The 24,709-nt window shown below is 74.9% G+C and carries 21 protein-coding genes; 10 read left to right on the top strand and 11 right to left on the bottom strand.

Annotation, left to right across the window (positions count from 1 at the left end):
* Positions 1–47 precede the first annotated feature (47 nt).
* The 3 genes from ACFHW0_RS17345 to ACFHW0_RS17335 all read right to left on the bottom strand — a co-directional run bounded on the left by ACFHW0_RS17345 (position 48) and on the right by ACFHW0_RS17335 (position 4,351).
* Complete coding sequence (locus tag ACFHW0_RS17345; protein WP_416608860.1) at positions 48–2,771, bottom strand: LuxR C-terminal-related transcriptional regulator; 2,724 nt, start codon at positions 2,769–2,771, stop codon at positions 48–50.
* Positions 2,772–2,868: 97 nt separating this feature from the next.
* Positions 2,869–3,480, bottom strand: a complete 612-nt coding sequence (locus ACFHW0_RS17340; RefSeq protein ID WP_416608859.1) for a TetR/AcrR family transcriptional regulator — start codon at positions 3,478–3,480, stop codon at positions 2,869–2,871.
* Positions 3,481–3,583: 103 nt separating this feature from the next.
* Positions 3,584–4,351, bottom strand: coding sequence for an SDR family oxidoreductase (locus ACFHW0_RS17335; RefSeq protein WP_416608857.1), 768 nt, complete (start codon positions 4,349–4,351; stop codon positions 3,584–3,586).
* A gap of 134 nt (positions 4,352–4,485) precedes the next feature.
* On the opposite strand from ACFHW0_RS17335, the gene ACFHW0_RS17330 reads away from it, so the two are divergent.
* Positions 4,486–5,706 carry an acetyl-CoA C-acetyltransferase gene (locus ACFHW0_RS17330; protein WP_416608855.1) on the top strand — a complete coding sequence of 407 codons (1,221 nt, stop codon included), beginning with the start codon at positions 4,486–4,488 and terminating at the stop codon, positions 5,704–5,706.
* 66 nt (positions 5,707–5,772) lie between these two features.
* Here ACFHW0_RS17330 and ACFHW0_RS17325 read toward each other — a convergent pair whose 3' ends face one another.
* From ACFHW0_RS17325 to ACFHW0_RS17300, 6 genes are all read right to left on the bottom strand, one after another.
* Positions 5,773–7,056, bottom strand: coding sequence for an ABC transporter substrate-binding protein (locus tag ACFHW0_RS17325; protein ID WP_416608854.1), 1,284 nt, complete (start codon positions 7,054–7,056; stop codon positions 5,773–5,775).
* A gap of 91 nt (positions 7,057–7,147) precedes the next feature.
* A complete protein-coding gene (locus ACFHW0_RS17320; protein ID WP_416608852.1) occupies positions 7,148–8,263 on the bottom strand; it encodes a branched-chain amino acid ABC transporter permease in 1,116 nt (371 codons plus the stop codon).
* Positions 8,260–9,138, bottom strand: coding sequence for a branched-chain amino acid ABC transporter permease (locus tag ACFHW0_RS17315; RefSeq protein WP_121401375.1), 879 nt, complete (start codon positions 9,136–9,138; stop codon positions 8,260–8,262). The genes ACFHW0_RS17320 and ACFHW0_RS17315 overlap by 4 nt, the downstream gene beginning before the upstream one ends.
* 27 nt (positions 9,139–9,165) lie before the next feature.
* Positions 9,166–9,888 (bottom strand): ABC transporter ATP-binding protein, encoded by a 723-nt coding sequence (locus ACFHW0_RS17310; protein ID WP_121401374.1) that lies wholly within the window; start codon positions 9,886–9,888, stop codon positions 9,166–9,168.
* The gene (locus ACFHW0_RS17305; RefSeq protein ID WP_416608849.1) at positions 9,885–10,670 is read right to left on the bottom strand and encodes an ABC transporter ATP-binding protein; all 786 of its coding nucleotides are present in this window, start codon (positions 10,668–10,670) and stop codon (positions 9,885–9,887) included. The genes ACFHW0_RS17310 and ACFHW0_RS17305 overlap by 4 nt, the downstream gene beginning before the upstream one ends.
* A 196-nt stretch (positions 10,671–10,866) precedes the next feature.
* Positions 10,867–11,766 (bottom strand): alpha/beta hydrolase family protein, encoded by a 900-nt coding sequence (locus ACFHW0_RS17300; RefSeq protein ID WP_416608847.1) that lies wholly within the window; start codon positions 11,764–11,766, stop codon positions 10,867–10,869.
* Positions 11,767–11,936: 170 nt separating this feature from the next.
* Here ACFHW0_RS17300 and ACFHW0_RS17295 point away from each other — a divergent pair, with 170 nt between their 5' ends.
* The 9 genes from ACFHW0_RS17295 (at position 11,937) to ACFHW0_RS17255 (ending at position 20,875) form a co-directional block, all read left to right on the top strand.
* A complete protein-coding gene (locus ACFHW0_RS17295; protein WP_416608845.1) occupies positions 11,937–13,151 on the top strand; it encodes a hypothetical protein in 1,215 nt (404 codons plus the stop codon).
* Positions 13,144–13,728, top strand: coding sequence for a hemerythrin domain-containing protein (locus ACFHW0_RS17290; RefSeq protein WP_416608843.1), 585 nt, complete (start codon positions 13,144–13,146; stop codon positions 13,726–13,728). Before ACFHW0_RS17295 ends, ACFHW0_RS17290 begins: the two co-directional genes overlap by 8 nt.
* Before the next feature lie 171 nt (positions 13,729–13,899).
* Positions 13,900–14,691: a shikimate dehydrogenase family protein gene (locus ACFHW0_RS17285; protein WP_416608842.1), complete on the top strand. Its 792-nt coding sequence runs from the start codon at positions 13,900–13,902 to the stop codon at positions 14,689–14,691.
* A gap of 174 nt (positions 14,692–14,865) precedes the next feature.
* Entirely contained in the window at positions 14,866–15,738 is an 873-nt protein-coding gene (locus tag ACFHW0_RS17280; protein WP_416608840.1) for an STM4015 family protein, read from the top strand.
* A 6-nt stretch (positions 15,739–15,744) separates the two neighbouring features.
* The gene (locus ACFHW0_RS17275; protein WP_416608838.1) at positions 15,745–16,692 is read left to right on the top strand and encodes an STM4015 family protein; all 948 of its coding nucleotides are present in this window, start codon (positions 15,745–15,747) and stop codon (positions 16,690–16,692) included.
* A gap of 1 nt (position 16,693) precedes the next feature.
* Entirely contained in the window at positions 16,694–17,842 is a 1,149-nt protein-coding gene (locus tag ACFHW0_RS17270) for an STM4014 family protein (protein ID WP_416608836.1), read from the top strand.
* On the top strand, positions 17,839–18,633 hold the full coding sequence (locus ACFHW0_RS17265) for an STM4013/SEN3800 family hydrolase (protein WP_416608953.1): 795 nt from the start codon (positions 17,839–17,841) through the stop codon (positions 18,631–18,633). Before ACFHW0_RS17270 ends, ACFHW0_RS17265 begins: the two co-directional genes overlap by 4 nt.
* The gene (locus tag ACFHW0_RS17260) at positions 18,630–19,952 is read left to right on the top strand and encodes an STM4012 family radical SAM protein (RefSeq protein ID WP_416608834.1); all 1,323 of its coding nucleotides are present in this window, start codon (positions 18,630–18,632) and stop codon (positions 19,950–19,952) included. Before ACFHW0_RS17265 ends, ACFHW0_RS17260 begins: the two co-directional genes overlap by 4 nt.
* Positions 19,949–20,875: an STM4011 family radical SAM protein gene (locus ACFHW0_RS17255; protein ID WP_416608833.1), complete on the top strand. Its 927-nt coding sequence runs from the start codon at positions 19,949–19,951 to the stop codon at positions 20,873–20,875. Before ACFHW0_RS17260 ends, ACFHW0_RS17255 begins: the two co-directional genes overlap by 4 nt.
* Positions 20,876–21,072: 197 nt before the next feature.
* On the opposite strand, the gene ACFHW0_RS17250 is transcribed toward ACFHW0_RS17255, so the two are convergent.
* Entirely contained in the window at positions 21,073–22,818 is a 1,746-nt protein-coding gene (locus ACFHW0_RS17250) for a LamG domain-containing protein (protein WP_416608831.1), read from the bottom strand.
* A gap of 286 nt (positions 22,819–23,104) precedes the next feature.
* Complete coding sequence (locus tag ACFHW0_RS17245; protein WP_416608829.1) at positions 23,105–24,697, bottom strand: MDR family MFS transporter; 1,593 nt, start codon at positions 24,695–24,697, stop codon at positions 23,105–23,107.
* Positions 24,698–24,709: the final 12 nt, after the last annotated feature.

Genomic DNA, 24,709 nt, shown 5'->3' with positions numbered 1-24,709 from the left:
TGGGAGGGGCGGGGTGGGAGGGGTGGGAGGGGCGGGGTGGGCAGGGGTCAGGAGAGGGCGCGGGCCAGTTCCGTGCGGGAGCGGATGTTGAGGCGGTGGAAGATGTTGCGGAGGTGATGGTCGACCGTACGGGTGGAGAGGAACATCCGGGCGGCGATCTCCCGGTTGGTGGCGCCCTCGGCGACCAGCTGCGCGATCCGCAGCTGCTGGCCGGTCAGCAGCCGCGCCGCCGACTCCTCCGGCGGGCCGACCGACTCCCCGGCCGCCCGCAGCTCCGTGGTGGCCTGTTCCGCCCAGGTGGCCGCCCCGAGCAGGGTGAACGCCTCCCGGGCGGCGTGCAGGTGCTCGCGCGCCGCGCGCGGCCGGCGGCTGCGGCGCAGTTCCCGGCCCAGGAGCAGCTCGGTGCGGGCCCGCTCGAACGCGCCGGCGTCCGTCGGGTGCAGCCGCAGTGCGGTGCGGAACTCCCGCTCCGCCTCGGCGCTGCCCCGGGGCGCGAGCAGCCCGTGACAGCGCGCGGAGAGGGCCCGGCGCGACGGGCTCGCCGTACTGCTGGCCCACCTGTCGAAGACGGCGAGGGCGGCGCCGGCCGCCGGCCGGTCCGCGACGGCGGCGGCGGCCTCCACGAGGTACGGGGTGGCCATCACCAGGACCAGCACCTGCCCCCGGCCCGTGCCCGGGCAGGCCAGCGCGGCCAGTCGCGCGGCGGCGGCGGCCGGCCGGTTGTCGACCAGGTCGAGCACCGCCAGGGCCCACTGCGCGAGGGCGCGGGGCCGGCTGTGCGCGCCCGGGTCCTCGCCGATCTCGCGGATCCGGCACAGGGCGGTCTCGCGGTCGGCCCGGACGGCGGCCAGCACCGCCAGCATGCCCAGGTGCACGCCGACCCAGTTCTCCTGGCCGGTGTCCCGGGCGATCCGCAGCCCCTCCCGGGAGCTGTCCGTCGCGGCGTCGTGCCGGCCCAGCCAGTACTCGGCGGCAGCCCGCAGCTCCAGGGCTCGCGGCAGGGCGGACAGCTCGCCGCGCTCGCGGGCCAGCTCGACGGCGCGCTCGGCGAGCCGGTGCGCCGCGCCGTCCACGGCCACCAGCAGCCCGGCCGCCGCCGCGCAGGTCAGGGCCCCGGGGGTCAGCGCCGGCCCGGTCAGCTGCCCACCGAGGACGACCGCCCGGCGCAGGGCGGGCCCGGCCTGCTCGTGGTCGCCGCGCAGGGTCGCCGCGGTCCCGGCGACGTAGGCGCTCAGCAGCTCGGTCGCGGGTGGGTCGTCGGGGCGGCGCAACAGCCGCGCCCGCCGGGCGACGTCGGCGTAGCGGTACTGGTCGCCGGTGAAGCAGGCGGCCTCGCCCGCCCGCACCAGCGCGCCGAGGGCCAGCGCGCGATCGTTGCCGGCCAGCGCGTCCGCCGCGGCCAGCAGCGTGGCGGGCGCGGACCGGGGCCGGCCGGCGCGCAGCTCCAGCTCGCCGCGCAGCAGCCCGGCCCGGCCCGCCTCGGTGGCGTCCACGGCGGCGGGCAGGCTCCCCAGGAGCAGTCGGGCCCGGTGCGTCCGGCCGGCCGACCAGGCGTACCTGGCGGCGGCCACCAGCCGGGCGGCGGCGCGTGCCGGGTCGTCGGTGAGTTCGGCGGCCCGTTGCAGCGCGGCCGAGGCCGCCGTACCCGCGCCCCCGCACTCGGTCGCGGCCTGCTCCAGCTCGGCGGCCAGGGCCGGGTCGGGGCCCTGGGCGGCGGCGGCGAGGTGCCCCGCCCGGCGCAGCCGGTGCCCGGCCCCGTCGAGCACGCCGGCGAGCAGCAGGTGCGCCGCGCGCCGCTCGGCCAGCGGCGCGGCGGCCCGCACCACGGTCCGGACGAGGGGCTGCGGGAACGTGACCCGTCGCGGTTCGATGCGGACCAGGCCGGCGAGTTCGGCCGGCGCGAGCACCTCGACCGCCGTGCCGGCGACCCGGGCGGCCCGGACCAGGGTGGCCGGCTCCCCGTCCTCGTCGAGCGCGGCGAGCAGCAGGACGCGGCGGGTGTCGGCCGGCAACCGGTCCAGGCGGGCCCGGTAGGCGCGGCCGAGCCTGCCGTCGGGCGGGGGCGTCTCGGGCACCGGCTCCTCCCCGCGGCACTGGCCCGGGGTGAGCACCTCGGCCAGGTCGACGAGGGCCTGCGGGTTGCCCCCGGCGGCCGTGGCGAGCGCGGCGGCCACGGGCGGCGTGGGTGGCCGACCGGCCAGCCGGTCGGCGAGCAGGGCGGCGCTGTCCCGGTCGTCGAGCGGGCGGAGCCGGTGCCGGGCTATCCCGCCGAGGGGGACGTCCGCAGCCGTGGTGAGCAGGACGGCCACCGACGACCGGCGCAGGCGGCGGGCGACGAACGCCAGCGCGTCCGCGGTGGGCTGGTCGCCCCGGTCCACGTCGTCCATCGTGCACAGCAGCGGGCGGTCCCGCGCGGCGGCGGCGAGCAGGCCGAGCACGGCCAGGGAGAGCGCCAGGCGCCGGTGGGCGGGGCAGCCCGCGCCGGTCAGCGCCCGCAGCAGCACCCGCCGCTGTTGTTCGGGGAGCGCGCCGGCCCGGTCGAGCACCGGGTCCAGCAACCGTTGCAGCCCCGCGTACGGCAGGGCCGCCTCCTCGGGCAGCCCGGCGCCGGCCAGGATGGTGCAGCCCTCGGCGTGCCGGTGGGCGTAGTCGACGAGCGCGCTCCGGCCGGAGCCGGGCTCGCCCTGGACCAGCAGCGCTCCCCCGCCGGTGGGCAGGTCACCCAGCAGGCGCCGGATCGCGGCGCACTCGTCGGCCCGGCCGCGCAACACGGCTAATTGCACTGACGATGCAGTAACCATGCAATCGAGTGTTACCTATCGGTAGCCCGATGGAAAGACCGGCGGCGCCGCCTTCCCACGTCGCGCGTCAGCGCGGGCCGATGTCGGCCAGCAGGGCGGCGACCGTCCGGGTCATCACCGCGCGGGCCTGGTCCACGCCCAGCCCCAGCCCGTCGCGCAGCATCGACCAGGCCGGCCACATGCTCGCGGCCACCAGGGCGTGCACCACCTGATCCCGGTCCGGGCCGGCCTGCTCCAGCTCGGCGGCGAAGAGCTGCTCGACCTCGTCGCGCACCCGCTCGGTGTGCTTGAGGCGGTTGCGGCGCAGCTGCCCGGAGACCGGCTCGCGCATCTGGGCGGCGCGGGCCGACGGGGCGATGAGCTGGAGCAGCCGGGCCCGCTGCCGGCAGTACGCGTCGACCCGCCGGGCCAGCGGCAGCGCCGGCGAGATCGGCCGGTGGGCGGCGTCCTGCTGCCGGAGCAGCTCCGCGCCGCTGGCCTCGAACAGCGTTTCCATGTCCTTGAAGTTGGTCCAGAGCGTCCGCAGCGAGATGCCGGCCCGCTCGGCGATGCGCTCGCCGGTCGGGCGCAGGTCCCCCTCGGAGATGAGCGCCAGGTGCGCCTCGACGATCGCCGCCCGGGTGCGTTCGGCCCGGGCGGTCCGGCCGTCGACCCGGACCGGCGCCTCGGCACCACCCATCCGCGCCCGCCTCCTCATCGCCGTCACGTCGCCCGTACCGCCGCGCCGAGTCTAGCCGCGGGCGACCCGGCGACCGTCCGGCCCCGGCCCGGGCCCGGCGCGGTCATCCGGCGGGCCGGCCGGCGAGGCTGACCCCGCCGTCGAGGACGAGGGTCTGCCCGGTGATCCAGGCGGCGTCGTCGGAGGCGAGGAAGGCGACCGCGCCGGCCACGTCCCGCGGCAGCCCGAGGCGCCCGAGCGGGTACGCCCGGGCGACCTCCTCCTCCCGGCCCTCGTGCAGCGCCGCCGCGAAGCGGGTCTTCACCACGGCGGGCGCGACCGCGTTGACCCGGACCCTCGGGGCCAGCTCGACGGCCAGGCACGCGGTGAGGTGGTCGACGGCGGCCTTGCTCACCCCGTAGAACGCGATGCCGGGCGACGGGGTGCGGCCGGCGATCGAGGAGACGTTGACGACGCAGCCGCCGCGCTCGCCCATCCCCGCGGCGACCTGCTGCACCCAGCCGAGCGTGCCGACCAGGTTCACGTCGAGGATCTTGCGGGCCGCCGCCAGGTCCAGCTCGACCAGCGGCCCGTACGCCGGATTGATGCCGACGTTGTTGACCAGCACGTCGACCGGCCCGAACGCCTCGGCCACGGCGTCGACCGCCGCCCGTCGGTGCCCCGCGTCGTCGGCCCGGCCGGCGACGGCCACCGCGTGGGCGGGCCCGCCCAGGGCCGCGACCGCCTCGGCCAGGGCCTCCGGGTGTCGCGCGGTCAGCCCGACGCGGGCACCCTCGGCCACGAGCCGGCGGGCGACGGCCAGGCCGATGCCGCGACTGGCGCCCGTGACGAGGGCGACCCGGCCCGCGAGTCGCCCCGAATATGCATTCACGATGCAGATAGTAGGAGGGCGGTCGGCACTCGTCAACGACGGAACGTCGATGGACAGGTCACATTCCATTGACAGCGTCTCGGGATAACAGCACTGTCGATGCAGATAGTTCGCCCTCCGGAGAGGACGCTCCCATGCCCGAAGCCGTCATCGTCGCCGCCGCCAGGTCACCGATCGGGCGCGCGCGCAAGGGCTCCCTGCGCGACCTGCGCGCCGACGACCTGGCCGCCACCATCGTGCGCGCCGCCCTCGACCAGGTGCCGGCGCTCGACCCGCGCGAGATCGACGACCTGATGCTCGGCTGCGGGCAGCCGGCGGGCGAGCAGGGCCACAACCTCGCCCGGGTGGTCGGCACCCTGCTCGGGCTGGACCACCTGCCCGGCACGACCGTCAACCGGTACTGCTCGTCGTCGTTGCAGACCACCCGGATGGCCCTGCACGCCATCCGCGCGGGCGAGGGCCACGCCTTCCTCTCGGTCGGGGTGGAGTGCGTCTCCCGCTACGACCGGGGCCGCGCCGACGGGCACCCCGGCACCACCAATCCCGCCTTCGCCGAAGCCCTGGAGCGCACCGCGACCAGGGCGGCCGGCGACCTGTCGGGCTGGCACGACCCGCGCGAGGACGGCGAACTGCCGGACGTCTACGTCGCGATGGGACAGACCGCCGAGAACGTGGCGCACCTGCGCGGGGTGTCCCGGCTGAGCCAGGACGAGTTCGCCGTACGGTCGCAGCTGCTGGCCGAGAAGGCGATCGCCGACGGCTTCTGGGCCCGCGAGATCACCCCGGTCACCGTCCCCGGCGGGGCGGTGGTGGCCGCCGACGACGGGCCGCGCGCCGGGGTGACCCTGGAGGCGGTGGCGGCGCTGCCGCCGGTGTTCCGGCCCGACGGCACGGTGACCGCCGGCAACTGCTGCCCGCTCAACGACGGCGCCGCCGCGCTCGTCGTGATGTCGGACGTACGGGCGCGGGAGCTGGGCGTCACCCCGCTGGCCCGGATCGTCTCCACCGGCCTGAGCGCCCTCTCCCCCGAGATCATGGGGCTCGGGCCGGTGGCGGCGTCGCGGCAGGCGCTGCGCCGGGCCGGCATGTCCGTCGACGACGTCGACCTCGTCGAGATCAACGAGGCGTTCGCCGCGCAGGTGCTGCCCAGCGCCCGGGAGCTGGGGATCGACTGGGACCGGCTCAACGTCAACGGGGGCGCGATCGCGGTGGGCCACCCGTTCGGCATGACCGGCGCCCGGATCACCACCACGCTGATCAACTCGCTGCGCTGGCACGACCAGGAGATCGGGCTGGCGACCATGTGCGTCGGCGGCGGCCAGGGCATGGCGATGGTCGTCGAGCGGCTGAGCTGACGCCGGCCGGGCGTGGCGGGTCGGGAGGCCGACGCGCCACGCCCGGCCGGTGCCGGGTACGACCGGTCAGGAGGCCGTCGGCACCCCGTTGGCCGGCGGCGCCACCGGCGGGGCGGTGTGCTCGCGTACCGGCCCGTCGCCCTCGTCCGTCTCGTACGTCGGCCCGAAGTAGGCCTGCGTCCCGCCGCTCACCCGGGTCAGCCGCTGCCCGCCGTAGCCGGAGTGGTCGGTGTCGGAGTAGCGCAGCGGGGCCAGGCCGGGCCCCTGGTAGCCGCCCTTGCGGACGGCCTCGGTGACCGCCTCGCGGGTGAGGTCCTTGCCGGCGGCGAGGAGCACCTGCACGAAGAGGTAACCGACCGCCATGCCGTAGACGGTGTTGCCGTCGAACGGCGCGTCCCCGTTGTACTCCTTGTTGATTTTGGTGAAGAGCTGGATCCACGGGTCGGCGGCGTCGTTCTGCATCGGCAGGTAGTTGGCGCCGACCATGCCCTCGAGCAGGCCCGCCGCGGCGCCGAGCTGCTTGGCCAGCGTCGGGTGGTCGGCGCCGACGTTGGAGACCAGCCACTGCGGCGTGAAGTTCAGCCGGGCGGCGGTGCCGACGGCCAGGGCGGTGAAGCCGGGCACGGTGGCGAGGATGACCACCTGGCAGCCGGCCGCCTTGAACGCGCCGATCTGGGGCGCCACGTTGGTGTTGCTGGTGACGTACGTCTGCTTCGCCGCCACCGTGCCGGCGCCGAGCACCTTCTCCACGCCGACCAGGCTGTCGCGGCCGAAGTCGTCGTCCTGGCCGAGGAAGCAGACCTTGCGCCCCGGCAGGCTGGTCTTCACGTGCTGGGCCAGGATCTTGCCCTCCACCGTGTAGTCGGGGTTGAAGCCGAACGTGCCCGGATACCGGTCGGGCTGGTCCCAGCTGCGGCTTCCGGAGGCGACGAAGAGGTCGGGCACCCGGTTGCTCTTGAGGAAGTCGAGCACGCCGGTGTGGGTCGGCGTGCCGAGCCCGTTGAGGATGGCGAAGACCTTGTCCTGCAGGACGAGCTGGCGGACCACCTGCTGCGTGTTCGCCGGGTTGTAGCCGTCGTCCATGATCTTGTAGGTGATCTTCCGGCCGTGCACGCCCCCGTTGGCGTTGACGTGGTCGAAGTACGCCTTCGTGGCGGGAGCGATCTTGGAGTAGCCGGCGGAGGCCGGACCGGTGAGCGGCATGTGCGTGCCCACCACGATCTCGGTGTCCGTGACGCCGGGAACCGGGCCTCCGCCGCCGCCACCGTCGTCCCCGGTGCAGGCGGCGGAGGCGACGAGCAGGGTGATGGCGGTGGCGAGCGCGAGGCCGCGCCGTGCCGTTCGTGTCATGTCAGACACCGACCTTTCCTCGGTCCGGGTGGTGGTGGGTGGTCGTGGTGCGGATGGTGGGTCGTGGGGTGCGGACGGCCGGCGGGGCGGCTCAGGACCGCCGCCGGCCGGCCCGACGCGCGGAGACGGCCCGGGCCAGCCGGGACAGCAGGCCCTGCACGCCGCCGGGAGCGGCGATCATGACGACGACCAGGGTGAGGCCGAAGATCGCCAGCGGCAGGTTGCCCTCGACCCGCTGCGCGACCGCCGGCGACAGGGTGAGCTGCTCGGTGAGGGCGTGCGTCAGGTCGGGCAGGGCGACCAGCAGGACGGCGCCCCAGGCCGCGCCGGCGAGGCTGCCCAGCCCGCCGATGACGACCGCCATCAGCAGGAACAGCGACAGCGTCAGCGAGAAGGCCCCGGGCGACACGCTCTGCGCGAGCACCGCGAGCAGGGCGCCGCCGAGCCCGGCGCCGGCCGCGCTGACCACGAAGGCGAGGACCTGGGTGCGGGCGACGTGGATGCCGGCGAGGCGGGCGGCGACCTCGTCGTCGCGGACCGCGCGGAAGGTGCGGCCGTACCGGCTGCGGACGAGGTTGGCCAGCAGCAGCAGGGCCAGCAGGGTGGCCGCGGCGGTCACCCAGAGCTGCCACCGCTCGTAGGGGAAGTACGCGCCGAGGGCCACCGGCGGCGGCTCGACCGGCACCGCCAGCCCCTGCTCGCCGTTGAACACGCCGTCGAAGGTGACGGTCAGCGCCGGCACCACGACCGCCACGGCCAGGGTGACGCCGGCCAGGTACGGGCCGCGCAGCCGGGCGGCGGCCACCCCGACCACGGCGCCCACCACGAGGGTGGCCAGGACGGCCGCGCCCAGCGACACCGGGAGCAGCCAGCCGCCGGTCATCCCGGCGTCCGCGAACGCGTTCTGGCACAGGGCCACGGTGTAGGCGCCGGTCGCCATCAGCGCGCCGTGCCCCAGCGAGAGCTGACCGTTGAGCCCGGTGAGGACGGTCAGCCCGGCGGTGGCGCACAGGTAGGCGGCCACGGTCGCGAGCTGGAAGTTGCGGAACGGCTCCAGTCCGTAGCTGGCGGCCACCAGCAGCAGCGCGGCGACGGCCGCGAGGCCGAGGTGGCGCAGCAGGGTCGAGCCGAGGCGGGGCCCGGCAGGGCCGGGGCGGCCGACCCGCGCCTTCGTCTCCGGCGGGGTCACCGCCCGGGTGGCGCTCACACCCGCCTCGCCGCGACCGGGGCGAACAGCCCACCGGGACGCACCAGCAGCACCGCCAGCAGCAGCACCAGCACCGCGAGCGGGGTGACGTCGCTGCCGGCGTAGCCGCTGACGTAGGAGAGCAGCAGGCCGACCGCGAGGCCGCCGACCACCGCGCCCGGTGGACTGTCCAGCCCGCCCACCACGGCGGCGGTGAAGGCCGAGACGAAGACCAGGTCCATCGCGTGCGGGTGCAGGCCCAGCTCGGTGGGGATGACCAGCATGCCGGCCAGGGCGCCGACCCCGGAGGCCAGCGCCCACCCGAGGGTGAGCATGCCGCCGACGTTCACCCCGAGCAGCCGGGACACCTCGGGGGCGAACGCCGCCGCGCGCATCCGCAGGCCCACCGCCGTGCGGGTGAAGGTCCAGGCGAGCCCCACGACCACCACCGCGACCGCCGCGAAGACGAACAGGTCGTACGGCGACAGGACGGCGACGCCGCCCACGGTCAGCGCGGTCCGCGAGAACGGTGTCGCGGCGGGCAGGAACTCGCTGCCGTACGCCATGCCGAGGACGGCCTGGATCAGCAGCACCAGCCCCAGCGCGACGATCACCGGATTGAGCGGCGAGGTGTGGTCGACGAAGCGCATGACGACCAGGTCCACCGCCGCGCCGAGGAGCAGCCCGGCGCCGAGCGCGGCCAGGAAGCCCAGCCAGTACGAGCCGGTGGCGGCGGAGACGCTGTAGGCCACGTACGCGGTGGCGACGGCCATCGCGCCCTGGGCGAAGTTGACGATCCGGGCCGCCCGCCAGATGAGCACCAGCGCCAGGGCGAACGCGGCGAGGACCGCGCCCCTGGACAAGCCGTCGAGGGTGAGGAAGACGAAGCGGTCCAACGGTCCTCCCTTGCGGGGACGAGGGGTTCAGAAGCCGAGATAGGCGTGCCGCAGGTCGGCGTCGTCGCGCAGCCGGGCGGCCGGGGCGGTGGTGACGACCCGGCCCAGGGACATCACCACACCCTGGTCGGCGACGGACAGCGCGCTGCGCACGTTCTGCTCGACGAGCAGGACGGTCAGCCCGGTGTCGTCGCGCAGCCGGCGCAGCAGGGCCATGGTCTGGGCGACCACCCGCGGCGCCAGGCCGAGCGACGGCTCGTCGAGCAGCAGCAGGCGGGGCCGGCCGACGAGGGCCCGGCCGAGGGCGAGCATCTGCCGCTCGCCGCCGGAGAGCTGGTGCCCGAGGTGTCGCCGCCGCCGGGCCAGCGGCTCGAAGAGCTGGTAGACCTCGTCGAGGGCGCGGGCGGCGTCGGCCCGGTCGCGCCGCCACAGCCCGCCGAGGCGCAGGTTCTCGTCCACCGTCAGCTCGCCGACCACCCCGCGGCCCTCCGGCACGTGGGCCATGCCGCGACGCACGAGCTGCTCGACGGGGACGCCGCGCAGGTCCTCCCCGGCCAGGACGACCCGGCCGGCCGCCGGACGCAGCATGCCGGACAGGGTGCGCAGCAGGGTGGTCTTGCCGGCCCCGTTGGCGCCGACCACCGCCGCGATGGCGCCCCGCGTGACGGTGAGGTCGATCCCGTGCAGCACCGGCGCGCCGCCGTAGCCGGCCACCAGGCCGCGCACCTCGAGCAGGTCCTCGCCGGTCATGCGGCGGCCTCGTCGACCGCCGCGCCGAGGTAGGCGTCGGCGACCGCCGGGTCGTCGCGCACCTCGTCGGGGGTGCCGGCGGCGATCACCCGCCCGAAGTCGAGCACCACGATCTCGTCGCAGACGGACATCACCAGGTCCATGTGGTGCTCCACCAGCAGGACCGCGCAGGGGTCGGCGTCGCGTCGGGGCAGCCCCCGGATCAGCTCCGCCAGCTCGGCGATGTCGTCGCCGCCCAGGCCCCCGGCGGGCTCGTCGAGCAGGAGCAGCCGGGGACGCGCGGCCAGCGCGCGGGCCAGGGCGACCCGCTGGCGTACGGCGAAGGGCAGCGTGCCCGGCGCGGCGTCGGCGTGCCCGGCGATGCCCAGGGTGTCGAGGACGTCGAGGGCGTGCCGGCGCAGCCGGCGCTCGTCGCGGTCGCTGCGGGGCAGGCCCAGCAGAGCGGCGAGGAAGCCGGCGCGGGCCGTGTGGGTGGCCCCGGTCATCACGTTCTCCAGCACGGTGAGCCCCGCGAAGAGCCCGGTGCCCTGCAACGTGCGGGCGACGCCCAGCCGGGTCAGCCGGTGCGGGCGCGGGCGCAGCGGCCGGCCGTCGAGCGTCAGCGAGCCCTCGTCCGGCGGGACGAAGCCGCAGACGACGTTGAACAGCGTGGTCTTGCCGGCCCCGTTGGGACCGATCACGCCGACCACCCGGCCGGGCGGCACCCGCAGCGAGACGTCGTCGAGGGCGGTGAGGCCGCCGAAGCGGACCCCGATGTGGTGCAGTGCGAGCCCTTGCTCCATCACCCGTCCCCCCGGCAGCCGCCAGTATTTACACTGGGAGTGTACGTTTCTGACGTGGGCCGTCAATAGCTTCGACACCCCGGGCGCACACGCTCGTCGGTCGCCGCCCGACCGGGACGGCGACCGACGGTTTCTGCACCGGGCGGGCAGCCACGCGCCGAGGGGCGACCGCGGGTGGCGGTCGCCCCGGCAGGTGTCAGGCGCTCGGGCAGGTGTTGCGGTACTCCTGGATGGCGGAACCGGTCGGGCCGGGGCAGAGGAACTGCTCGTAGCGGGTGTCGTCGTCGACGAACCGCTTCAACCAGGCCACGGCCTGCCGGGCGGTGGGCGTGTTGACCGTCTGCGGGAAGAAGTGGCTCGCCCCGTTGAGCTCCAGGTACGCCTTCTCCGACGACGCCGGGATGCTGCTGTAGAACGGCTCCGAGTGCGACGAGACCGGCGCGATGCTGTCGCTCTCGCCGCCGATGATCAGCGTCGGCACCCGGACGTCGGACCAGGACTTGTCCAGGTTCCACGGCGCGAGCGGCACGGCGGCCTGCAACGACGGCCGGGCGACCGCCGCCTCCAGGCTGCCGCCGCCACCCATCGAGTGGCCGGAGACGGCGAGGCGGCTGGCGTCGATCCGGCCGCGCACCGAGCTGCGCTGCGTCAGGTAGTCGAGCGCGGCGAGCAGCTGCCGGCCGCGACTGTCGGGCTGGTCGAGGCGGCTGTTGGTCTCGATGCCGATCACCACGAAGCCGTGCGAGGCGATCCGCGGACCGAGCCAGTCGATGCTGGACCAGGCGGCGGTGTAGCCGGGCGAGATGGCGACGGCGCCGAAGGTGCCCTCGGCGGTGCTGGTCGGGTAGTAGATGACGCCCCCGCCAAAGCCGGTGACGCTCAGCGAGGAGACGCTCTGCGACGCGGTGGCGAACGGGCCGCGGCTGGCCTCCAGCAGGGCGACGCTCGGGGCGGGACCGCGCTCGTACGGGTTGTCGGCGGCCTGGGCGGCCGGCGGCGCGGCCAGCGCGCCCACCGTGGCGAGGACGGCGGCCACGGCCAGCCCGGCGAGGCGGGTGGCGGGACGGGGACGGGCGGTGGTGGTGGGTGATGACACGTCGGGCACTCCCTACGGGACGGGGCATATCGACATGCATCAGTCTTCGACGGTGCCGGCGGCGGCGCATCGGTGAAATCGCCAGTCCGGACCGGGAAACTCGGGCCGGCCGTTTTCGCCCGGACTGTCGGGGTAGGGCAGTCGATACCCCGGCCGATGAAGGAGACGCCGTGTTCAACCCGTTGGAGCACAAAGGAATCCCACTGGAGAGCCAGATCCGCAACTGGCGCGAACTCAACGTGGAGCCGATCGACCCGGAGGCGGTCGACCCGTACACCCGCTGCCGAATCATCACCATGAACGGCATCGAGGTCGAGGCGATCAACTTCCAGCACCAGTTCGCCCGCAACTGCCCCGACCAGGAGGTCCGCCGGCAGTTGGCGTACGTGCGCTACCTGGAGAGCCAGCAGCAGCGGGTGGTGAACTGGCTGCTGCCCGGTGCCGCGAGCGTGCTGGAGACGACGCTCGGCTACGAGCAGGTGGCCGTCGACCTGACCGCGTGGGTGGCCCGGCACGAGCCGGACCCGTACCTGAAGCAGGGCTACGAGTTCGGCGTCCTGGAGGACTTCGACCACCTGTACCGCTACGCCAACCTCTACGAGATGGTGGAACGCCGCAAGGCGGACAAGATCGTGCAGGGCCTGACCGAGGTCATGCCCGGCCGGCCCACCGTCGTCGAGCACCGGCACCCGTTCGACGAGGTGCGCACCCCGTACGACCGCAACACCGTCGACCCCCGCTCCAAGCTGCACGCGCTGACCATCCTGTCGGCCGAGCAGCAGGTCATGTTCTATTACATGAACGTCGGGCCGCAGTACATGGAGCCGATCGCGCGGCAGCTCTACCAGGAGATCAGCCTCATCGAGCAGGAGCACGTCACGCACTACGAGTCGCTGCTCGACCCGGGCGAGAACTGGTGGGAGCGGCTGCTCACCCACGAGTACAACGAGTGCTGGCTCTACTACTCCTTCATGCAGCAGGAGAGCGACCCGCGCATCAAGGCGGTGTGGGAGCTGCACCTGCAGATGGAGCTGGCGCACCTGCAACAGGCCGCCGACCTGCTACGCCGCCACGACGGCCGCGAGCCGGAGGAGATCGTGGGCAACGCGGGCCTGCCCGAGCCGCTGACCTTCGAGCCGAACAAGGAGTACCTGCGGCACCTGCTCGCCACCCAGGTCGACCTGAACAAGATCGGCGAGGGGTACGTGCGGGAGGCGCACGAGCGGTTCGAGTCGATGCAGCAGCAGCTGCACGACGGGCAGAAGCCGCCGAGCGAGCAGGTCATCGACATGCACCGCGAGCGCTTCGGCGACGAGTACCGCGTCGAGACCGAGGGGCCCCACCCGGTGGAGTCGCTGCGCGCGCGGGGAGGCAGCCATGCCTGACACCGGTGCCCCGGCCACGCGCGGCCCCGAGGACGACGTCGTCGACCTGCTGCTGGCCCAGCACGCGCGCATCGAGGAGCTGTTCCTGCTGGTCATCGGCAGCACCGGCGATACCCGCCGGGACGCCTTCGACGACCTGGTGAAGCTCCTCGCCGCGCACGAGACCGCCGAGGAGGAGGTCGTCCACCCGCTGGCCCGGACGCTGCCGGGCGGGGGCGGCGACGCCATGGTCGACGAGCGCCTCGCCGAGGAACGCCAGGCCAAGGAGACGCTGAAGACCCTGATCGCCGGAGGTGTCGACGCCGAGGGCTTCGACACCGGCATCATCCTGCTGCGCGACGCGGTACTCACCCACGCCCGCTACGAGGAACGCCAGGAGTTCCCGCTGCTGCGCCAGCACGTACCCGCCGACCGGCTCCGCACGATGGCCGGCGCCGTACGGATGGCGGAGGCGACCGCGCCGACGCGCCCGCACCCCAGCGCCCAGTCCGCGAAGGGCAACCTCGCGGCCGGACCGGCGCTGGCGGTCATCGACCGCGTGCGCGACGCGATCCGCAGGCCGTCGTCCAGCGGCTGAGAACCCACGGACACCGACGCGCCCACCCGGCCGACTCCGGCCGGGTGGGCGCGGCACGTCGGCCGCCGGTGGCCGACGTGCCCGGGTCGGGGCGGGCGTACCCGTCGCGTAGGGTCGGCACCGCCCCGGTCCGGCCGCGCCGGACGACCCCTGCCCCCGCGGGAGACGCCCATGACCGAGATAGGCGGCGCCACCCGGGTGTACGCGCTGCTCGGCGACCCGATCGCCCAGGTGCGCGCCCCCGGGCTGCTCAACCCGGTGCTCGCCCGGCGCGGCACCGACGCGGTGCTCGTCCCGGTCCACGCGGCGGCGGCCGACCTCACCCAGGTGGTGCGGGGGCTGCAACGGGTGGCGAACCTGCACGGGATGCTGGTCACCGTGCCGCACAAGGCCGCCGCGCTGGACCTCGCCGACCGGGCCAGCGACCGCGCCCGCCTGGCCGGCAGCGCCAACGCGCTGCGGCGCGAGCCCGACGGGACCTGGACCGCGGACACCTTCGACGGCGACGGGTTCGTCCGCGGGCTGGCCGGGGCCGGACACCACCCGCGGGGCCGCCGGGCGTGCGTGGTGGGCGCGGGCGGGGCGGGCAGCGCGATCGCGGTGGCCCTGCTCGACGCCGGCGTGGCGGAGCTGCGGCTGAGCGACACCGACCCGGGCCGGCTGGAGACGCTGCGGCGGCGGCTCTGTGCCGCGTACCCCGGCCGGGTCGGCGCGACGGCGCGACCGCGCCTGGCCGACGCCGACCTCGCGGTCAACGCCACGCCCCTGGGGCTGCGCCCCGACGACCCGCCGCCGTTCGCGGTGGCCGACCTGCCGGCGGACGCCGTGGTGGCCGACATCATCATGACGCCGGCGGAGACGGTCCTGCTGGCCGAGGCGCGGGCCCGGGGCCTGCGGGCGCATCCCGGCGAGCCGATGCTCGCCCACCAGATCGACGCCTACCTCGCGTTCTTCGGGCTGTGACCGGCCGGCGGCCGGAGCCGGGAGACCGGCAGCGCCGCCCGGCTCACTGATCATCTTGTCGGGCGGACCTGTTACCGTCGCGCCGCCGCTGCACCAGTCGGACCGGAGGTAGGCGTGATCAGCTCGCACGTGTCGTCGTTCGTCGGGTTACCGGTAGTGACCTTCACCCCGGGAATGACACTTCCCGACGATCCGTCGGCGGTCGCCTGGCGCCTGGAGGTCGAGGAGCACGACGCGGAGCCCGAGGAGTTCATCGGCCTCGTGCGGGCGCTGCGGGAACAGGTTCCGCCCGCCTCGGTGCGCGCCCTGGTGATCGGCGAGTGGGGCGAGGCCTACGAGCGGCCGCTGCCGATCGAGCCGCTGGTCGAGGCGGCCGGGGAGTGGACCGGGCTGCGCGCGGTCTTCCTCGCCGACCTGACCTACGAGCAGTGCGAGATCTCCTGGCTCACCCACGGCGACATCACGCCGCTGCTCGCGGCGTACCCGTCACTGGGGGTGCTGTGGGTGCGCGGGGCGCAGGGCCTGCGGCTGGAGCCGATCCGCCACGCCGAGCTGCGCGAGCTGCGGTTCGAGTCCGGCGGGCTGCCGGCCGAGGTGGTCCGTGCCGTCGGCGCGTGCGAGCTGCCGGCCCTGCACCGGTTGGATCTCTGGCTCGGCAGGAGGGACTACGGCGGCGACGCGAGCGTCGAGGACCTGGCCGGGGTGCTCTCCGGCGCCGGTCTGCCGGCGCTGCGGTACCTCGCGGCGTGCAACGCCGAGATCGCCGACGCGGTGGCGACGGCCGTCGCCACCGCGCCGATCGTGCCCCGGCTGGAGGCGCTCGACCTGTCGATGGGGACGCTGACCGACGAGGGCGCGAAGGCGCTGCTGGCCGGCCAGCCACTGACCCATTTGACGCGCCTCGACCTGGAGCACCACTTCCTCTCCGAGGAGATGGCCGCGGCGGTGGCCGCCGCCCTGCCGAATGTGCGGGTGGACCTCTCTGACCCACAGGTCGCCGAGGACTTCGACGGCACGCCGCACCGCTACACGGCCGTCGGGGAGTGAGCGGCGGTGGCCTTCGGTTCCCACGCGGAGCACTTCGCCGGCCGCCCGGTGGTGGACGTCCCCGTCGACGGGCCGCTGCCCACGGTGGACAGCCCGGTCTCGTGGCGGTTCGCCCTCTGGCACTTCAACGAGACAATGGAGTACAAGCTCTCGGAGGAGTTCCGCGTCGCGTTCGACCGGTTCGTCGCGCAGGCCGGGCCGTCCGTGGACTCCCTGGTCGTCGGCTCCTGGGGCTACGCGGCGTTCCACACCGCCCCGGTCGCGCAGCTCTGCGCGGCGGCGTCGCGCCTGCCCGCCCTGCGTGCCCTGTTCCTCGGTGACATCACCGTCGAGGAGTGCGAGGTCTCCTGGATGAAGGTGGGCGACGTCAGCCCGCTGCTGACGGCGTACCCGCAGCTGGAGGTGCTGCGGGTACGCGGTGGCGAGGACCTCGCCTTCTCCCCGGTGCGGCACGCGCGGCTGCGGGAGCTGGCGGTGGAGAGCGGTGGGCTGTCCCGGGCGTTCGTCGGCGCGGTGCTCGACTCCGACCTGCCCGCGCTGACCGACCTGGAGCTGTGGCTCGGCACCTCCGACTACGGCGGCGACGCGCAGGTCACCGACCTCGCCCCGCTGCTGGCCGGGGAGCGGTTCCCCGGGCTGCGCCGGCTCGGCCTGTGCAACTCGGAGATCGCCGACGACCTCGCCCGGGCGCTGGCGTCGGCGCCGGTGGTGCCCCGGCTGGAGCGGCTGGACCTGTCGATGGGCACGCTCGGCGACGAGGGCGCGGCGGCCCTCCTGGCCGGGCAGCCGCTGACCCACCTGGCGGAGCTGGACCTACACCACCACTACCTGTCGGAGGAGACGGCCGCGTCACTGGTCGCCGCGCTGCCGGGCGTCCGGGTGGACGACTCCGACCCGCAGGAGCCCGACGAGTACGACGGCGAGAGCTACCGCTACACGGCGGTGTCGGAGTGACATGCGCCTGACCGTCGTCGGCAACCCCGGCAACCGTCGGGTCGACCTGTTCACCCGGGCGGTCGTCGGCGCCGGCCTGCCCCGACCGGCGGTGCTGCCGTGGGCCGACGTGCTGACCGGGGCGGCGCCGCCCGAGGCCGGCGCGCTGGTGCGGGTCGACTCGCCCGGGGAGGACGCCGAGGTGGACCGGCTGCTGCGCCGGTCCGCCGTCCCGGCCCGCCACGGTGAGCTGGTCGGCCTGGCCGACACGTACGCCGGGCTGCTGCGGGGCCTGGACCGGGTCGCCGCCGGCGGCGCGGAGCTGCTCAACGACCCGGCGGAGGTGGCGGTGCTCTGCGACAAGCGGCGCTGCCACGCGCGGCTGGCCGCCGCCGGGGTGCCGGTGCCGGCCGCGCTGCCCGCCGTGCACGGGTGGGCGGAGCTGCGGGCGGCGATGGCGGCGGCCCGCTGGAGCCGCGTGTTCGTCAAGCCCGCGCACGGCTCGTCCGCCGCCGGGGTCGTCGCCCTGGCGGTGGCCGGGCGGCGGGTGCAGGCGGTCACCACGGTCGAGGCGACACCGGACGGGCTGTTCAACTCCCTGCGGCCGCGCCGCTACGGCGACGAGGCCGAGGTCGCCGCGATCGTCGACCGGATCGCCGGGGAGGGCCTGCACGTGGAGCGGTGGCTGCCCAAGGCGGGGCTCGGCGACCGGGTGGTCGACCTGCGGGTGGTGACGGTCGCGGGGCGACCCACCCACGCCGTGGTGCGCGCCGCCCGGGGGCCGCTGACCAACCTGCACCTGGGCAACGCGCGCGGCGACCTCGCCGAGTTGCGCGCGGCGGCCGGGCCGGCGGCGTGGGCGGCGGCGATGGAGACCTGCGGACGGGTGGCCGGGTGTTTCCCCCGCACCCTCCAGGTCGGGATCGACCTGATGTTCCTCGTCGGCTGGCGACGCCACGCGGTGGCCGAGGTCAACGCCTTCGGCGACCTGCTGCCGGGGGTGCTCACCGACGGCCGGGACACCTACGCCGAGCAGGTGCGCGCCCTGACCGACGGCCGGTGGGAGCGCTGGCGCGCGGCGGCCGGGCAGGCACCGCCGCGCGACGCGACGGGACGGGGGCCCACGCGCGGCGACGCGGCGGGGCGGGAGGTGCTCCGGTGCGGAGCATGATCGGCAGCCACGACCTGCTCCTGCTCACCCTCGACACGCTGCGTCACGACGTCGCCGCCGACCTGGCCGCGCGGGGGCGCACGCCGCACCTGACGCGGGCGCTGCCCGGGGGCCGGTGGGAGCGCCGGCACTCCCCCGCCAGCTTCACCTACGCCGCCCACCACGCGTTCTTCGCCGGCTTCCTGCCCACCCCGGTCACCCCGGGCCGGCACGAGCGGCTGTACGCGGCGGCGTTCCCCGGCAGCGAGACGTCCGGCGCCGACACGTGGGTGTTCGACGCACCGGACCTGCCGACGGCGCTCGCCGACGTCGGCTACCACACCGTCTGCCTGGGCGGGGTCGGGTTCTTCAACCGGCGCAGCCCGCTCGGCGCGGTGCTGCCGGGCCTGTTCGCCGAGGCGCACTGGGAGCCGGAGTTCGGGGTCACCTCCCCCACCTGCCTGGACGCGCAGCTCGACCGGCTGGCCGAGGTGCTGCCCCGCGTGCCGGCGGAACAGCCGCTGTTCACGTTCCTCAACGTCGCCGCCCTGCACCAGCCCAACCGGCACCACCTGCCCGGGGCGCAGGTCGACGACCTGGCCAGCCACGCCGCCGCCCTGGAGTACGTCGACGGCCGGATCGACCGGCTGTGCGCCCTGCTCACCGGCCGGGGCCGACCGGTGTTCGCGATCGTCTGCTCCGACCACGGCACCGCCTACGGGGAGGACGGCCACACCGGCCACCGGATCGGCCACGACGTGGTGTGGACGGTCCCGTACGCCCACTTCGTCCTGCGACCGGGGGAATGGTGACCAGCACCGACACGGGCCTCGACGGCTCGCCGTACCAGCAGTACCTCTACGCGTACCCGCACAAGACCTCCTACCGGCCGCTGCGACCGCGCCCGCTGTTGGCGGACGTGTGGCGGGCCGAGGCGCGCGAGGCGCTCTTCCTCTACGTGCACCTGCCGTTCTGCGAGATGCGTTGCGGCTTCTGCAACCTGTTCACCCGCGCCAACCCGCCCGCCGAGCAGGTGACGGCGTACCTGCGGCAGCTGCGCCGGCAGGCCGGACAGGTCGCCGAGGCGCTGGGCGACGACGCCGGCTACGCCCGCGCGGCACTCGGCGGCGGCACCCCCACCTACCTGACCGCCGACGAGCTGACCGAGCTGTTCGGCATCGCCACCGCGATGGGCGCCCGGCTGCCCGGCGTACCGCTGTCGGTGGAGACCTCGCCGGCGACCGCGACGCCGGACCGGCTCGCGGTGCTCGCCGCGTACGGCACCACCCGGGTGAGCATCGGCGTGCAGAGCTTCCTCGACGCCGAGGCCCGCGCGGCCGGCCGGCCGCAGCGGCGCGCGGAGGTGGAGGCGGCCCTGGCCGCGATCCGCGACGCCCGGATCCCCGTGCTCAACATCGACCTGATCTACGGCATCGACGGGCAGACCGCCGACACCTGGCGGGAGAGCCTCGACGCGGCCCTGGCGTGGCGGCCCGAGGAGCTGTACCTCTACCCGCTGTACGTGCGACCGCTGACGGGGCTCGGGCGGCGGGCGCACGGCCGCGCGGACTGGGACGCCCAGCGGCTCGCCCTCTACGAGCAGGCGGTGGCGACGCTGGGCGCGGCCGGGTACCGACAGGAGTCGATGCGGCAGTTCCGCCGCTCCGACGCGCCCACCCCGGACGGGCCGGACTACTGCTGCCAGGACGACGGCATGGTGGGCCTCGGCTGCGGCGCCCGCTCCTACACCACGTCCCTGCACTACTCCTTCGACTACGCGGTGGGCGTGTCGCAGGTGCGCGCGGTGCTCGACGACTACCTGGCCCGCCCGGCGGACGACTTCCGGTACGCCGAGTTCGGGTTCGCCCTGGACGGCGCGGAGCAGCGCCGCCGGTGGCTGCTCAAGTCGCTGCTGCGCGCCGAGGGGGTCGACCCGGCGGCCTACCGGGCCCGCTTCGGCCGCCCGCCCGGCGAGGACTTCCCCGAGCTGGGCCGGCTGGTCGACCGGGGGTGGGCCGACGACGGCGGGCTGCGGCTGACCCCGGCCGGGCTGGCCCGCTCCGACGCGGTCGGCCCGTGGCTGACGTCCGCCCGGGTCCGTGACGCGATGACCGGGTACGTGCCGAGGTGAACCTCGCGATCCTCTACCGGGGTCCGCTGGCGAGCTGCAACTACGACTGCCCGTACTGCCCGTTCGCCAAGCGGCGCGACCCGCCGGAGCTGCTGCGCGCCGACCGGGCGGCGCTGGACCGGTTCGCCGGCTGGGTGGCGGCCACCACCGACGTGCGGCTGTCGGTGCTGCTCACCCCGTGGGGCGAGGGGCTGACCCGCCGCTGGTACCGGGACGCGATGGTGTCGCTGTCGCACCTGCCGCACGTCGAGCGGGTGGTCATCCAGACCAACCTCGCCGCCCGGGTGGACTGGCTCGCCGACGCCGACCCGCGCGCCGCCGCCCTGTGGACGACCTACCACCCCGGCCAGGTCGACCGGGACCGCTTCCTGGGCCGCTGCGCCCGGCTGTCCGAGCTGGGCGTCCGGTACTCGGTCGGGGTGGTCGGCCTGCCGGAGCACCTCGCCGAGGCCCGGGCGCTGCGGGCCGCCCTGCCCGCCGAGGTCTACCTGTGGGTGAACGCCGCCGAGGGCCGGCGCTACGACGCGGGCGAGGAGGCGACCTGGACGGAGCTGGACCCGCTGTTCGGCTACAGCGTCCGCCCGCACGTGTCGCTCGACCGTCCCTGCCACGCGGGCGAGACGGCGATCTCGGTGCGCGGCGACGGCACGGTGCGCCGCTGCCACTTCATCGACGAGCCGATCGGCAACCTCTACGACGGGTCGTGGCGCTCGGCGCTGCGACCGCGGCCGTGCGGCAACGCGGTCTGCGACTGCCACATCGGGTACGTCCACCTCAAGCCGCTCGGCCTGCGGGACGTGTTCGCCGGCGGGGTCCTGGAACGCATCCCGGCGGCATGGCCGTCGGTACGCCGCCCGGTACCGATCCCCGCGCCGCAGCGCCGCCCGGTGCCGATCCCCGCGCCGGGACCGCTGCCGGCGTGACCCGCCCGGTCACGGTTCTGCCGGCCCGGCGCGCGCCGGGGCCGCTGCCGGGTGCCGGGGCGCCTGGGCTGCTGACCCATGACCACGCGCCTGGGCCGCTGGCACGTGGCACGCGTCGGTGGGGGCGGGCCTGCTGCTCGCCCGCCCCCACCGACGGCCGGTTCAGTCCGGGTCGCCCGGAACGGCCGGCGGCACCGTCACGGCAGCTGGTCCGCGCCGCCCACCCCCGCGCCCGCGGCGGGCGGAGTCGCGGAGGCGGATCCGGCCGTGTACGCGTACGGGGGCCGGGCGACGGTGTTGTCGATCCGCAGCCAGTCGTCCATCGTCTTGCCGGAGTCGTTCGCCCGGGTGATGGTGGCCTTGTCGTAGAAGTTCGTGCCCGTCCAGGTCAGGCGGGTGTCGCCGTAGTCCTCGGTGATCGTCTTCGCGCTCTTCACGTGGTTGCTCTCGGCGTAGACCTGGCCGCCGACGCCGAGGCCGATGAAGTAGTCGTCGACCTCCACGAAGTTGCCGAACACGTGGGCGTAGCCGAAACGCACCCGGGGGTGACGGGTGTTGGAGCCGTCGAACCAGTTGTGGTGGTAGGTCGCGCGCAGGTAGCCGGTGTCCTGGGCGCCGTTGCTGTCGCTGTGGCCCAGCAGCATCGACTTGTCGGTGCCGACGAACCGGTTGTACGACACGGTGACCAGGTCGGAGCCGCGCTTGACGTCCACCGAGCCGTCCGTAGAGGGGTGGAAGGTGTTGTGGTCGATCCACACGTGGTGCGAGTAGCACTGGACGTTGATCGAGTCGTCCGGCGAGCTGCGGAACGTCAGGTTACGGATGATCACGTTCTGGACGTGGGTGAACTGGCTCCGCTCGGCGGGGTCGCAGAGGTCCCCGCCCCAGGCCACCTCGTCCGGGCCCCAGCCGTTGACGTCGAGGCCGAAGCCGCTGATCGTGGCGGTGGAGCCGACCCCGATGATCGTCTTGTTGGAGCCGACGTCCAGCATCTTCGCGCCGGTGCCGGTGATCGTGCCGGAGACGCGGACGATGCGGGGCACGTCGTCGGCCACGGCCGCGGCGAGCTGTGCGTAGCTGCTGACGGTCACCGTCGGGCCGCCCGCTCCGCCGTTCGTGCCGGTCCGGCCGTGGCCGGTCATGGTGGCGAAGCCCTGGAGGCCGGGCGCGTTGCCGCCCGGCGGCGGCGTGGTGGGCGGCGGGGTGGTCGGTGGCGGTGTGGTGGGCGGCGGCGTCGTCGGGGGCGCGGTGGTGGGCGGCGCGGTGGTGGGCGGCGCGCTCGTCGGGGGCGCGGTCGTCGGCGGCGGGGTGGACCCGGTGGTCACCACGACGTCGTCGAAGGACGCCGAGGAGTACGCGGTCTGCAGGCCGATGCGGCCGGCGGCGGGACCCGACGCGGATCGCGAGGCGAACTGCGTGCCGTCGACCGACGCGCTGACCACGGAGCCGCTGGCGGTGAGCGACAGGGTGTACCAGGTGCCGTTGCTGACGGTCCGCGAGGAACTGCCCAGCACGGTCACGGAGCTGCCGTTGACCGCCTGCAACTCGACCCGGCCCGGCAGCAGGGCCAGCCGGTGGAACGTCGTCGAGCCGGAGGCGCGGGCGAGCAGCCCGACGAAGCCGTTGGCGCCCAGGCTCACGGGCTTGACCCGGGCCTGGACGGTGTAGTCGGTGAGGGCGGTCGAGGCGTTGAAGAGCCGGGCGTTCTCGCTGGAGGTGCTGGACTGCCGCGCCACCTGGGAGCCGTCGGGCACGACCGACCAGCTGCCGCCCGACTTGGACCAGCCGGCGATGCTGCCGTCCTCGAAGTCGGCCGAGAAGGCGCTGGCGGCGCCGGCCGTCGGCGAGAGGACGAGGCTGGCGGCGGTGAGCACGGCGACCGCGCCGCCGACGACGGGCCACCTCTTCCGGTACGACGGACGTGGGGGGTCCGGCCTTTCCATGACTGGCCTCCTGAGGGTGGTGGGGCAGGCGGGGGAGCTGGAAAGCGCTTTCCCAGCGACCGTAACGTGCCGTTCATCACCTGTCAATCAAAAGCGTCAATGCGGCGGGCGGTCGGAACCGCGTCCGCCGTGCCGCCGAACGGCGGGCCGGCGCACGGCCGGACCGGCGGGCCGGCGCACGGCCGGACCGGCGGGCCGGCGCACGGCCGGACGCAGCCGGGCAGGCCGCTGCCGGCACGCGAAAGGGCGGCCCGGAACGGATCCGGACCGCCCTTCGGCGGGTGACTCAGTGCGCGCCGGGCACGACGGCGGCCGCCTCCTCCCGGGCCCGCCGCTCGTCACCACTGAGGGTGTGCAGCGGCTTCTCCCGGATGAACAGCACCACCACCAGGGCGAGCACCGCGAAGGGGGTGGCCACCAGGAACAGCTCGCCGGTGGCGGTCCCGTACACGTCCTGGACGATCTTCAACACCGGCTCGGGCAGGGCGGACAGGTCGGGCACCTCGGTGGAGCCCTCCCCAGCCGTGGCACCGCCGGTCAGCGGACCGAGCTTCTCCGCGCTCAGCGTCGCGACCCGGTTCGCCAGCACCGCGCCGAGCGCGCTGACGCCGATCGTGCCGCCCATGCTGCGGAAGAAGGTCAGCACCGAGGTGGCCGCGCCCAGCTCGTGCGCCGGCACGTCGTTCTGCGCCGCGAGCACCAGGTTCTGCATGAGCATGCCGACGCCGACGCCGAGCACCGCCATGTAGACGCTGAGCAGCACGATGCTGGTCTGGGCGTCGATGGTGGCCAGCAGCAGCATGCCGGCGACCATCACGGCGGCGCCGGCCACGAGGTAACGCTTCCAGCGGCCGTACTTCGTGATCAGCTGGCCGGCCACCGTCGACGAGACCAGCAGGCCCAGGATCATCGGCAGGCTCATCAGCCCCGCCACCGTCGGCGACTTGCCCAGCGAGAGCTGGAAGTACTGGGACAGGAAGACGGTGCCGCCGAACATCGCCACACCGACCAGGATGCTGGCGACGGTGGTCAGCGAGACCGTCCGGTTGCGGAAGATGTCCAGCGGCACGATCGGCTCCGCCGCGCGGGACTCCACCCAGACCGCCAGCGCCAGCAGGGCGAGGCCGCCGCCCACCATCAGCGCCGTCCACCCGGAGGCCCAGGCGAACTTGTTGCCGGCCAGCGACGACCAGACCAGCACGGTGGAGACCCCGGAGGTGATGAGCAGCGCGCCGAGCCAGTCGATCTTCACCTTGCGGCGGGTCACCGGCAGGTGCAGGGTGCGCTGGAGCAGGACGATCGAGAGCAGGGTGAACGGGACGCCGATCAGGAAGCACCAGCGCCAGCCGAGCCAGGAGGTGTCCACGAGCACGCCGCCGATCAGCGGGCCGGCGATGGTGCCGACGCCGAAGACGGCGCCGAAGATGCCGGCGTAGCGGCCCAGCTCGCGGGGCGGGATCATGGCCGCCATCACGATGGTGGCCAGGGCGGTCATGCCACCGGCACCGATGCCCTGCACGACCCGGCTGGCCAGCAGCACCTCGACGTTCGGGGTCAGCCCGGCGATCAGCGAGCCGATCACGAAGAGGCCGAGGGAGAGCTGGATCAGCAGCTTCTTGCTGTAGAGGTCGGCCATCTTGCCCCAGAGCGGCACGGTCGCCGTCATGGCCAGCAGCTCGGTGGTGACGATCCAGGTGTAGACGGTCTGGGTGCCGTCGAGGTCGGCGATGATGCGCGGCAGCGCGTTCGCCACGACCGTGGAGGCGAGGATCGACACGAACATGCCGACCATCAGGCCGGAGAGTGCCTGGAGCACCTCGCGGCGGGACATGCGGCCGGCGCCGACCTCGGGGGTCTTGGCGGGCACGGTGGCGGTCATTGACCTTCCTTA

It is taken from the genome of Micromonospora sp. LOL_025, assembly GCF_048060285.1.
Classification (GTDB): domain Bacteria; phylum Actinomycetota; class Actinomycetes; order Mycobacteriales; family Micromonosporaceae; genus Micromonospora.
The sequence above is the reverse complement of the archived record's forward strand: the minus strand, read 5'-3'. Positions and strand labels throughout refer to the sequence as shown.